The sequence below is a fragment of the Curtobacterium sp. B8 genome, assembly GCF_000333315.1.
Classification (GTDB): domain Bacteria; phylum Actinomycetota; class Actinomycetes; order Actinomycetales; family Microbacteriaceae; genus Curtobacterium; species Curtobacterium luteum.
The window spans coordinates 1-11,202 of sequence record NZ_BACW01000084.1 but is presented as its reverse complement, the minus strand read 5'-3'; the positions used below and the strand labels follow the sequence as shown (position 1 = coordinate 11,202).

The following is an 11,202-nucleotide window of genomic DNA, read 5'->3' as shown; positions in this document are numbered from 1 at the left end:
GACCGTGGCCTTGCCGACCGCGGTCGGGCCTGCGAGCACGACGAGTTTCGACGCGGTGCGCTTCCCGACGGGGGCGGCGAGCCACTCGGCCAGGGCGTCCCGCTGCCGGACCCCGAGTCCGCCGAGGCGCTTGGACGAGGCGATGCGCAGCGTCCGCATGACGGCGTCGGCGCGCGCCGGACCGATGTTCTGCAGGGAGGTCAGCAGATCGCGGACCCGGAGGGACTTCTCTGCTGGGGCGCCCTCGTCGGACCAGGCGGCACGGCAGACCTCGAGCGGTGTCCGCTCCCCCGCGACGACGGCCGCCTTGACCGCTGCCCGGGCGCGCCGGGCCGCGACCGCTGCCTGCGCGGCGGCGACACGGTCGACCTCCGGCGGGTTCCGGTGCGCCGGGAGCGCCTCGCGGTCGTTCCCGTCCGTCACGCGGCGGCCCCGAGTGCGGCGGCGATGCGGTCCGCGCGGTCCGCGACGAGCGCGGCGACCCCGTCCGGCCCCTCGACGAGCAGGCCGCGCGACTCGTTCACGAGCACCTGCTCGGCCCGGGAGCCGTAGAGCGAGCGGAGGTCCTCGATGCGGGCCCCCTGCGCGCCGAAGCCCGGCGCGAGCACCGGCGCGATGCCGATGTCGTCGCCGGAGATGCCGAAGTCGCCGAGGTCGAGGGTCGCGCCGAGCACGAGCCCGACGTCGCCGAGGGGCGCATCGCCCGCGTTCCGGTTGTCGTCTGCCACGTCCTCGACGATACCGGCAGCCACGGTCCGGCCCGCACGCTGCCCCTCGGCGAGCACGGCCGTCTGCAGCACGCGCGCCTCGGGGTTGCTCGTCGCAGCGAGCACGAAGACACCCGCGCCGTTCGCCCGCGCCGTGTCGATCGTGCCGCGCAGCGAGCCGTAGCCGAGGTACGGCGACACCGTCATGGCGTCCGCCCGGAACGGACCATCGCGGTCGATCCAGGCTTCCGCGTAGTCGTCACCGGTGCTGCCGATGTCGCCCCGCTTCACGTCGGCGACGACCAGGAGGCCCGCATCGCGCGCCCGACGGAGCGTCGCGTCGAGCGCGCGGAAGCCCGCCACCCCGGCGGCCTCGAAGAACGCGATCTGCGGCTTGACCACGGCGGCGCGGCCGGCGGCCGCGTCGACCAGGGTCGCGCCGAAGGCGGTGAGGCCCTCCTCGTCGCGGCCGAGCCCCCACGCCGCCAGGGTGGCGGCGTGGGGGTCGATGCCGACGCACAGCGCCGAACGCGACGCCATGGCGGACGCGAGCCGGACGCCGAAGGAGGCCGCGCCTCCCCCCATCGGCACGGCCGACCGACCGCTGGCGCGTCGGTCCGGGACCGGCGGCGTGGACCCAGGCTGTGCCACCGCGCTCACCAGGTGGCGCGCTCGAGCGCGTAGTCCTGCAGGCTGCGGACCGTGTGCTCGGTGCCGATCGTCTCGATCGCGGCGACCGCCGCGCCGAGCTGGGCGATCGTCGTGAAGAGCGGCTTGTCCGCGGCGACCGTGGCCGCACGGATCTCGTAGCCGTCCGCACGACCGGCCGCGCCGGACGGGGTGTTGATGACGATGTCGACCTCGCCGCGGGCGAGCAGGTCGACGACGCTCTCCCCGCCCTCGCTGTACTTCCCGACCAGCGTGACCTCGATGCCGTTGCGGCGGAGGACCTCGGCGGTGCCCTCGGTCGCGGTGATCGTGAAGCCGAGCTGCTGCAGACGGTGGATCGGCAGGACGACCTGCCGCTTGTCGGTGTCGGCGACGCTCACGAAGACCGTGCCGCTCGTCGGCAGTCCGCCGTACGCCGCGTCCTGCGACTTGAGGAACGCCCGCGGGAAGTCACGGTCGATGCCCATGACCTCGCCGGTGGAGCGCATCTCGGGGCTGAGCACCGAGTCGACGACCTGCCCGTCGTGGGTGCGGAAGCGGCGGAAGGGCAGCACGGCCTCCTTCACGGCGACCGGCGCCTGCGCGGGCACCGACGAGCCGTCCCGCTCGGGCAGCAGGCCCTCGGCGACGAGCGCGTCGATCGAGGTCCCGGTCATGACGCGGCTCGCGGCCTTCGCCAGCGGGATGCCGAGCGCCTTCGAGACGAAGGGCACCGTGCGGCTGGCACGGGGGTTCGCCTCGAGGACGTAGAGCACGCCGGCGCCGATCGCGAACTGGACGTTCAGCAGGCCCTGCACGCCGATGCCGCGGGCGATCCGCTCGGTGGCCTCGACCACGCCGCGGATCTCCGCCTTGCCGAGGCCGACCGGGGGCAGGGTGCACGCCGAGTCGCCGGAGTGGATGCCGGCCTCCTCGATGTGCTCCATGATCCCCCCGACGTAGAGCCGCTCGCCGTCGAAGAGGGCGTCCACGTCGATCTCCACCGCGTCGTCGAGGAAGCGGTCGACCAGCAGCGGCAGCTCCGGACCGATGATCGCCTGGTCGGCCATCCGGTCGAAGTAGTCCGCGAGGGCGGCCGGGTCGTACACGATCTCCATGCCGCGCCCGCCGAGCACGAAGGACGGGCGGACGAGGACCGGGTAGCCGATCTCCTCCGCCACCGCGGTCGCGCTCGCGAGGTCGTGGGCCGTGCCGTTGCGCGGTGCGAGGAGCCCGGCTTCGTCGAGCATCGCGGAGAACTGCCCGCGCTCCTCGGCGGAGTCGATCGCGGACGGCGAGGTACCGAGGATCGGGATGCCCGCGGCCTCGAGCGGCTTCGCGAGCCCGAGGGCGGTCTGCCCGCCGAGCTGCACGACCACACCGACGAGCTCGCCGGACGCCGCTTCGGCCGCGATGACCTCGAGGACGTCCTCGGTGGTGAGCGGCTCGAAGTACAGGCGGTCCGAGGTGTCGTAGTCGGTCGAGACCGTCTCGGGGTTGCAGTTGATCATGATCGTCTCGAACCCGGCGTCGCTCAGCGCGAAGGACGCGTGCACGCAGGAGTAGTCGAACTCGACGCCCTGGCCGATGCGGTTCGGGCCGGAGCCGAGGATGACGACCTTCTTGCGGTCGCTCGCGGCGACCTCGGTCTCGGCGTCGTACGACGAGTAGTGGTACGGCGTGAGGGCCGGGAACTCACCGGCGCAGGTGTCGACCGTCTTGAAGACCGGCCGGATGCCGAAGCCGTGGCGGGTGTCGCGCGCCTGCTGCTCGGAGATCCCACGCAACGATGCGATCTGCGCGTCCGAGAACCCGTGCTCCTTGGCCCAGCGCAGGGTGTCCGCGTCCAGGGTCTCGGCGGCGGCGACCTCGGACGCGACCTCGTTGATGAGCACGATCTGGTCGATGAACCACGGGTCGATCTTCGTGGCCTCGAACACCTCGGCCGCGGTGGCGCCGGCGACGAGCGCCTGCTGCACGGTGACGATGCGCCCGTCGGTCGGGATCGCCGACTTCGCGAGCAGGGCGTCCTTGTCGAGTTCCGCTGCCGGGGTGTCCCAGTGGAACGACGATCCGCGCTTCTCGAGCGAGCGGAGCGACTTCTGCAGGGCGGTGGCGTAGTTGCGGCCGATCGCCATCGCCTCGCCGACGCTCTTCATGGTCGTGGTGAGGGTGGCGTCCGCCGCGGGGAACTTCTCGAACGCGAACCGCGGGGTCTTCACGACCACGTAGTCGAGCGTCGGCTCGAAGCTCGCCGGCGTGACCCGGGTGATGTCGTTCTCGATCTCGTCGAGGCGGTACCCGATGGCGAGCTTCGCGGCGATCTTCGCGATCGGGAAGCCGGTGGCCTTCGACGCGAGCGCCGACGAACGGGAGACGCGGGGGTTCATCTCGATGACGATGACGCGGCCGTTCGACGGGTCGACGGCGAACTGGATGTTGCAGCCACCGGTGTCGACCCCGACACGACGGATGATGTCGATGCCGATGTTCCGCATGTTCTGGTACTCGCGGTCGGTCAGCGTCAGCGCGGGCGCGACGGTGATCGAGTCGCCGGTGTGGACGCCGACCGGGTCGACGTTCTCGATCGAGCAGATGACGACCGTGTTGTCGAAGTTGTCGCGCATGAGCTCGAGCTCGTACTCCTTCCAGCCGAGGATCGACTCCTCGAGGAGCACCTCGGTGGTCGGGCTGGACTGGAGGCCGTCACCCACGAAGCGGACGAGCTCCTCCTCGTTGTACGCGAACCCCGAGCCGAGGCCGCCCATCGTGAAGGACGGCCGGACGACGAGCGGGTAGCCGAGGTCCTGCGCGTACTCCTTGGCTTCCTCGAGCGTGTGCGCGATGTGGCTCCGGGCGACGTCGGCGCCGGACTCGAGCACGAGCTCCTTGAAGAGCTGGCGGTCCTCACCGCGCTGGATCGCGTCGACCTTGGCGCCGATGAGCTCGACCCCGTACTTGTCGAGGATGCCCTCGGCGTCGAGCTTGATGGCCGCGTTGAGCGCCGTCTGGCCGCCGAGGGTCGGCAGGACCGCGTCGGGCTGCTCGATCTTGATGATCTCCTCGAGCGACGCGCTCGTGATCGGCTCGATGTAGGTCGCGTCGGCGAAGTCCGGGTCGGTCATGATCGTCGCCGGGTTCGGGTTGACGAGGATGACGCGGACGCCCTCGGCTCGGAGGACGCGGCACGCCTGGGTGCCGGAGTAGTCGAACTCGGCGGCCTGCCCGATGACGATCGGACCGGAGCCGATGACGAGGACGGAGTTGATGTCTGCGCGCTTCGGCATCAGTTGGCTTCCTTGGTGACGTCGGCTGCGGGGGTCGTGGTGTCGGCGGTCGCCGCGTCGAGCGGCTTCCCCTCGCGACGGGCTCGGACCAGGTCCGCGAACCGGTCGAACAGGTACATGGAGTCGTGCGGGCCGGCCGCGGCCTCGGGGTGGTACTGCACGCTGAACGCGGGCACGTCGAGCGCACGGAGACCCTCGACCACGTTGTCGTTGAGCGAGTAGTGCGACACCTCGACGCGACCGAACCCGGCCGGCGACTCGAGGACCTCGCCGAGGGGTGCGTCGACCGCGAAGCCGTGGTTCTGGCTCGTGATCTCGACCTTGCCCGTGGTGGTGTCGAGCACCGGCTGGTTGATGCCGCGGTGTCCGAAGGGCAGCTTGTAGGTGCCGAAGCCGAGCGCACGCCCGAGCAGCTGGTTGCCGAAGCATATGCCGAAGAACGGTCGCCCCGTCTTCAGCGACTCCTGCAGCAGCGACACCTGCGCGTCGCTCGCCGCCGGGTCACCGGGTCCGTTCGAGTAGAAGAGCGCGTCGGGGTCCAGCGCTTCGAGCGCTTCGGCCGTGATGTCCTGCGGCACGACGTGCACCTCGAAGCCGCGCTCGGCGAGGTAGCGCGTGGTCGAGGCCTTCACGCCGAGGTCGAGCACGGCCAGTCGGCCGATCTGCTCGCCGACCGCCGGGACGACGTAGGTCTCCGGCGTCGACACGACGGCGGAGAAGCTGGCCCCGGCCATGGTGGCCTGTGCCCGCACCGCGTCCAGCTGCGACTCGGCGGACAGCTCCGCCTCGGGTCCGCTGAACACGCCGCCCTTCATGGCACCGGCGTCACGGATCCGGCGGGTGAGCGCGCGGGTGTCGACGCCCGAGATGCCGACGATGCCGTCCCGCACCAGGTGGTCGTCGAGCGTGGCGTTCGCCCGGTGGTTCGAGACGATGCGGCTGGGGTCGCGCACCACGTAGCCGGCGACCCAGATGCGACGGGACTCCGGGTCCTCGTCGTTGACGCCCGTGTTGCCGATGTGCGGCGCGGTCTGCACCACGATCTGCCCGGCGTAGGACGGGTCGGTCAGCGTCTCCTGGTAGCCCGTCATCCCGGTCGCGAAGACCACTTCACCCAGGGTTCGGCCTCGGGCGCCGTACGCCCGTCCCTCGTAGCGGGTGCCGTCCTCGAGGACCAGTACGGCCCGTTCGCGTGTCATCAGTTCGTCCCTTCGCCCGCGGTGTGCGGGTGCTCGTGCTTCGTCGTCAGTCCCTGCAGGGCGGCGAGTGCTGCTGCAGCGTCGCCCTCCAGGAACCGGAAGTAGGTGTCGAGGTCCGTCGCACCTGCGGCGCCGGTCGCCGTCCATCGCAGACGGACCAGTCCCCCGGGTTCGACGACCCGGTCGATGGCCCAGGTCGCGCGGTCGGCGCCGCGGAGGGCGTCGGCAGCGACCCAGCGGTCGGCTGCTCCGGCGTGGTGCAGGACCACGCCGCGCTCGTGGACGGTCACGCCGCCGCGGCTGCGGAAGCCCAGGCCGCCCGCCGTGATCCGCTCCAGCGGCTGGTCGGCGCGGGTCGTCGCGACGGTGAACCCGTCCCACGACCCGGCCTGCGGACCCGGGTCCGCGGGCACCGGCACGGGAGGCACGGCTGCGGCCTGCGCGCGGGTCCGGCTCCGCCAGGTGCGCGCCATGGCGACGAAGAGCAGCGCCACCAGGAGGAGGATGACCCCACCCGTGAGCCACCGGGCCGCGTCGCCGCTCACCGTGCCGCCGCCCGGACGCCTGCGGCGTGCGCCGCTACGGTCCCGGCATCGACGACCGCGCCGTCGAGGACGGTCGGGAAGCCGTGGTGGAAGGTCGCGACGACCCGACCGGGCAGGCGCATGCCGAGGTACGGCGAGTTCTGTGACTGGCCGGCGAGGTCGGCGACCGAGAAGTCGCGCACCGCGCTCGGGTCGTACAGCGTGACCTCGGCCGGCGCTCCCTCGGCGATGCGCTGGCCGTGGCCCTCGACCCGTCCGATGCGTGCCGGGGCCTCGGACAGCACCCGCGCGACGTCGGCCCAGCCGAGCTGCCCGCTCTCGACCACGGCCGCCTGCACGACGCTGAGCGCGGACTCGAGGCCGACCATGCCGTTCGCGGCGGCCGGCCACTCGCAGCACTTCGCCTCCGAGGTGTGCGGCGCGTGGTCGGTCGCGACGATGTCGATCGTGCCGTCCGCCAGGGCTGCCCGGAGGGCGTCGACGTCCTCGCGGGCGCGGAGCGGTGGGTTCACCTTGTAGCGGGCGTCGTACCCGGGCGCGCCGTCGACCCCGGCGATGAGGTCCTCGGTGAGGACGAGGTGGTGCGGCGTCACCTCGGCGGTGACGTCGATGCCGCGGGACTTCGCCCAGCGGATGACCTCGACGCTGCCGGCGGTCGACACGTGGCAGACGTGGAGCCGCGCGCCGACGTGGTCGGCGAGGAGCACGTCCCGGGCGATGATCGCCTCTTCGGCCACTGCCGGCCAGCCCGCGAGCCCGAGCTCCGACGACAGCCGTCCCTCGTTCATCTGGGCGCCGATGGTCAGGCGCGGCTCCTGGGCGTGCTGCGCGATGACGCCGCCGAAGCCCTTGACGTACTCGAGGGCACGGCGCATGAGCAGCGGGTCGGCGACGCACGAGCCGTCGTCCGAGAACACCCGGACCCGCGCGCGGCTCGTCGCCATCGCGCCGATCTCCGACAGGTGCGTGCCCTGGAGGCCCTGCGACACCGCGCCGATCGGCCGGACCGTGACGTAGCCGGCGTCGTCGCCGAGCGCCTGGACCTGCTCGACGACCCCGGCGGTGTCCGCGACCGGGTTCGAGTTGGCCATCGCGTTCACGGCGGTGAAGCCGCCGGCGGCCGCGGCGCGGGACCCGGTGAGGACGGTCTCGGCCTCCTCGCCGCCGGGCTCGCGGAGGTGGGTGTGGAGGTCGACGAGGCCGGGCAGCGCGACGAGACCGTCCGCGTCCACGACCGTCGCACCGGCCGCGTCGAGACCGGACCCGACCGCGGTGACGTGGCGTCCCTCCAGACGGATGTCGGCACGCGTGCCGTCGACCAGCTGCGCGCCGCGGATGAGGTGGGCGGTCATGCGACGGGCTCCTTCGTGGGTGCTGCGGCCGGCTGCGCGACCGAGGTCGCCGGAGCCGATCCGGTGAGGGCCAGGTAGAGGACGGCCATGCGGACACTGACGCCGTTCGCGACCTGCTCGACGACGGTCGAGCGGGGGTCGTCGGCCGCGACGCCGGCGATCTCGAGGCCGCGGTTCATCGGCCCCGGGTGCATGATCAGCGTCCGCTCGGACAGCCCCGCCGCGCGGGCGGCGGTCAGGCCGAAGTGCCGGGTGTACTCGCGCTCGTTCGGGAAGAACGCGTCGTGCATGCGCTCCTGCTGGATGCGCAGGAGCATCACGACGTCCGGGTCCTCCGCCAGGGCGACGTCGAGGTCGTGGTGGACCGCGGCGCCGAACGGACGGTCGACCGCGGGCAGCAGGGTCGGCGGGGCGACGAAGGTCACCTCGGCCCCGAGCGTCGCGAGCAGCCAGGCGTTGCTCCGCGCCACGCGGCTGTGCAGGACGTCGCCGACGATCGCGACCCGGACCCCGTCGAGGCCCTTCCCGCGGCTCGCGGCACCGTGCAGCCGGCGGCGCATGGTGAAGGCGTCGAGCAGCGCCTGGGTGGGGTGCTCGTGCGTGCCGTCCCCGGCGTTCACGACCGGGACGTCGATCCAGTCCGCGTCCGCGAGCACGCGCGGCGCGCCCGAGGCACCGTGCCGCATCACGATGCCGTCGATGCCCATGGCCCCGAGCGTCTGGACGGTGTCCTTGAGCGACTCGCCCTTGGAGACGCTCGAGCCCTTCGCGGCGAAGTTGATGACGTCGGCCGAGAGGCGCTTGGCGGCGGCCTCGAACGAGATGCGGGTCCGGGTGGAGTCCTCGAAGAAGAGGTTCACGACCGTCTTGCCGCGGAGGGCCGGGAGCCGCTTCACCTCGCGGGTGTTCACCTCGGCCATCTCCTCGGCGACGTCGAGGATGCCGATCGCGTCGGCCCGCGAGAGGTCGGCGGTGGAGAGCAGGTGCTTCACGAGGTCACCCCCGTGCGATGCGCGGCGGGCTGCTGCGCGGCGGGCTGCTGCGCGGCGGGCTGCTGCGCGGCGGGCTGCTGCGGCTCGATCTGCTCGATGACGACCTCGTCGCGGCCGTCGGTCTCGGTCAGCCGCAGCGTCACGCGCTCGTCGGAGGCCGTCGGGAGGTTCTTGCCGACGTGGTCCGCCCGGATCGGCAGCTCGCGGTGCCCGCGGTCGACGAGGACGGCGAGCCGCACCGCCCGGGGACGGCCGATCCCCTGCAGGGCGTCGAGCGCCGCGCGCACGGTGCGGCCGGAGTACAGCACGTCGTCGACGAGCACGACGACCTTGCCGTCGATGCCGCTCGTCGGGATCGTCGTGCGGTGCGGCGCGCGACCGATGCCGTGCCCGAGGTCGTCCCGGTGCATCGTCACGTCGAGGGTGCCGAGCCGCTGCTCGCGGTCGGCCGCCCACTCGGGCTCGATGTCGGACAGGATCGCCGCGAGGCGCTCCGCCAGGACGGCACCCCGCGTCGGGATGCCCAGGAGCACGAGGTCCGAGGCGCCGTGGTTGGCCTCGAGGATCTCGTGCGCGATGCGTGTCAGAGCACGCGTGATGTCGGTGTTCTGCAGGACCGTTCTGGCGCCCACGCCGACCTCCTTCCCCGCCTCACCGGACGGACTTAAAGGACGCTGACGTGGTCAACCCTACCGGGACTCCCGGTCTCCTGCGACCGTCCGACCGGACGGTGCGTCGTGCTGCTTCGCACCGGGGGCCCGGCCGCCCGCGACGGCGCCGAGGACGCCGTTCACGAAGCCGGCGGACTCCTCGGTGGACAGCGACTGCGCGAGCTCGACCGCCTCGGCGATCGCGACCGCGTCGGGGACCTCGCTGTTGAACCGGAGCTCCCAGACGCCCATCCGGAGGATGCACCGGTCGAGCACGGGCATCCGCGCGATGGACCAGCCCTGGGCGTGGTCGACGATCACGGAGTCGATCTCGTGCCGTGCCTCGTCGACGCCCGTGACGATCTGGCGGGCGTAGTCCCAGCTCGAGGCGCGCTCGGGCTGGTCGAGGTGCCGGACGGTCTCGGTGGCGAGGACGTCAGCGATCGGCAGGTCGCGGACCTCTGCCACGTACAGCATGTCGAGGGCGCGCTTGCGGGCCTTCGAACGAGCACTCATAGGACGAGCGCCTAGTTGTTGACGCGGCCGAGGAAGCTGCCGTCGCGCGTGTCGATCTTCACGGTGGTGCCGTTCTCCAGGTACAGCGGGACCTGGATGCGGTGACCGGTCGCGATGATCGTCGCGTCCTTCGTGCCACCGGACGAACGGTCGCCCTGGAGCCCCGGCTCGGTCTCGACCTCGGTGACGATCGACGTCGGGAGCTCGATGTAGAGCGGGTTGCCCTCGTTCATCGCGATGGTGACCATCGCGGACTCGAGGAGGTAGTTCTTCGCGTCGCCGACGACGGTCTCCGAGACGGGGATCTGGTCGTAGGTGTCGGTGTCCATGAACACGTAGGACTCGCCGTCCTGGTACAGGTACTGGTAGTCGCGGCGGTCGACGGTCGCGGTGTCGATCTTGGCGCCCGCGTTGAACGTGCGGTCGACGACCTTGCCGGAGACGACGTTCTTGAGCTTGGTGCGGACGAACGCACCGCCCTTGCCCGGCTTGACGTGCTGGAACTCGACGACCGACCAGAGCTGGCCGTCGATGATGAGAACGGCGCCGTTCTTGATGTCAGTGGTGCTCGCCATGGGTCTTCCGTTCGATGGTGTTGTGAAGGTCTCGCGGACGCGTGGTCCGGCGCGGCGGTCGCTGGCCGGATCGGCGCGACGCCCCGTCGAGTGTAGCGGACGGGGTCGTGCCGCCCCGCGCGGCGCCGCGCGGCGGCGTCCGGTGCGGCGGCCTCGCACCGTGCGACCGCGGCCGGGACGGTGCGGCGGCCTCGCACCGTGCGACCGCGGCCGGGACGGTGCGAGGCTGCCCACAGCGTGCGACGTTGTTCCGCCGCACCGTGTGCACAACCTCGCACCGTGCAGGGAGCTCCGCGCACCGTGCCTGCGCCCCGCCCGCTCAGTCCCGCCGCCGCGCCCGCCACGCGTCGAGCGCAGCCCACCCGAGCAGCACCACGGCCGCCCCGCCGAGCAGCCCGCCGGCCGCCCCGGTCGACAGCACCGCCGTCGGCCGCGCCGGCACGGTCAGGTACACGATCGCCAGGATCCCGGCCCCGGAGCCGAGCAGCACGAGCAGGATCCGCCGGATCAGCCCCGTGACGAGCCGTCGGTCCTGCCGGTCGCCGAAGAGACGGATGTTGACCGACAGCCGACCGGTCTCGATGGCCTCGGTGATGCGGTCCACCCGTCGCGGGAGCTTCCGCGCCGCCGACACGACCCCGAACAGCTCGCGGACCGCGACGTCGCGCAGGGCCGACGGTCGCAACTGGTCCCGGATCTGCTGCTTCGACGAGGTCGCGGGACTCCTCGAG

General features: G+C 72.3%; 10 protein-coding genes and 1 pseudogene. All 11 read right to left on the bottom strand.

All coding sequences use genetic code 11. The features are described 5' to 3' along the window. Positions 1-423, bottom strand: a 423-nt coding sequence (mihF, locus tag I59_RS02375) for an integration host factor, actinobacterial type (RefSeq protein WP_022902507.1), incomplete at its 3' end; no start/stop codon positions are given. Continuing rightward, a complete protein-coding gene (gene pyrF / locus I59_RS02370) occupies positions 420-1,292 on the bottom strand; it encodes an orotidine-5'-phosphate decarboxylase (protein WP_022902506.1) in 873 nt (290 codons plus the stop codon). The genes mihF and pyrF, both read right to left, overlap by 4 nt. A 71-nt stretch (positions 1,293-1,363) precedes the next feature. Further along, complete coding sequence (gene carB / locus I59_RS02365; protein ID WP_022902505.1) at positions 1,364-4,642, bottom strand: carbamoyl-phosphate synthase large subunit; 3,279 nt, start codon at positions 4,640-4,642, stop codon at positions 1,364-1,366. Beyond that, positions 4,642-5,841 carry a glutamine-hydrolyzing carbamoyl-phosphate synthase small subunit gene (gene carA, locus I59_RS02360; protein WP_022902504.1) on the bottom strand — a complete coding sequence of 400 codons (1,200 nt, stop codon included), beginning with the start codon at positions 5,839-5,841 and terminating at the stop codon, positions 4,642-4,644. Before carA ends, carB begins: the two co-directional genes overlap by 1 nt. Continuing rightward, positions 5,841-6,386, bottom strand: a complete 546-nt coding sequence (locus I59_RS02355; protein WP_022902503.1) for a hypothetical protein — start codon at positions 6,384-6,386, stop codon at positions 5,841-5,843. Before I59_RS02355 ends, carA begins: the two co-directional genes overlap by 1 nt. After that, the gene (locus tag I59_RS02350) at positions 6,383-7,738 is read right to left on the bottom strand and encodes a dihydroorotase (RefSeq protein ID WP_022902502.1); all 1,356 of its coding nucleotides are present in this window, start codon (positions 7,736-7,738) and stop codon (positions 6,383-6,385) included. Before I59_RS02350 ends, I59_RS02355 begins: the two co-directional genes overlap by 4 nt. After that, complete coding sequence (locus I59_RS02345; RefSeq protein ID WP_022902501.1) at positions 7,735-8,730, bottom strand: aspartate carbamoyltransferase catalytic subunit; 996 nt, start codon at positions 8,728-8,730, stop codon at positions 7,735-7,737. The genes I59_RS02350 and I59_RS02345 overlap by 4 nt, the downstream gene beginning before the upstream one ends. Then, entirely contained in the window at positions 8,727-9,362 is a 636-nt protein-coding gene (pyrR, locus tag I59_RS02340; RefSeq protein WP_022902500.1) for a bifunctional pyr operon transcriptional regulator/uracil phosphoribosyltransferase PyrR, read from the bottom strand. Before pyrR ends, I59_RS02345 begins: the two co-directional genes overlap by 4 nt. A 57-nt stretch (positions 9,363-9,419) precedes the next feature. Further along, a complete protein-coding gene (gene nusB / locus I59_RS02335; RefSeq protein WP_022902499.1) occupies positions 9,420-9,896 on the bottom strand; it encodes a transcription antitermination factor NusB in 477 nt (158 codons plus the stop codon). A gap of 11 nt (positions 9,897-9,907) precedes the next feature. Beyond that, positions 9,908-10,471, bottom strand: a complete 564-nt coding sequence (gene efp, locus I59_RS02330; RefSeq protein WP_022902498.1) for an elongation factor P — start codon at positions 10,469-10,471, stop codon at positions 9,908-9,910. Positions 10,472-10,790: 319 nt separating this feature from the next. Continuing rightward, positions 10,791-11,202 (bottom strand): annotated as a pseudogene (locus I59_RS22515) (hypothetical protein); the annotation flags it as partial.

Coding starts and splice junctions, on each gene's coding strand:
- pyrF (WP_022902506.1), bottom strand. CDS start 1,292: ATGGGGGGAGGCGCGGCCTCCTTCGGCGTCCGGCTCGCGTCCGCCATG.
- carB (WP_022902505.1), bottom strand. CDS start 4,642: ATGCCGAAGCGCGCAGACATCAACTCCGTCCTCGTCATCGGCTCCGGT.
- carA (WP_022902504.1), bottom strand. CDS start 5,841: ATGACACGCGAACGGGCCGTACTGGTCCTCGAGGACGGCACCCGCTAC.
- I59_RS02350 (WP_022902502.1), bottom strand. CDS start 7,738: ATGACCGCCCACCTCATCCGCGGCGCGCAGCTGGTCGACGGCACGCGT.
- nusB (WP_022902499.1), bottom strand. CDS start 9,896: ATGAGTGCTCGTTCGAAGGCCCGCAAGCGCGCCCTCGACATGCTGTAC.
- efp (WP_022902498.1), bottom strand. CDS start 10,471: ATGGCGAGCACCACTGACATCAAGAACGGCGCCGTTCTCATCATCGAC.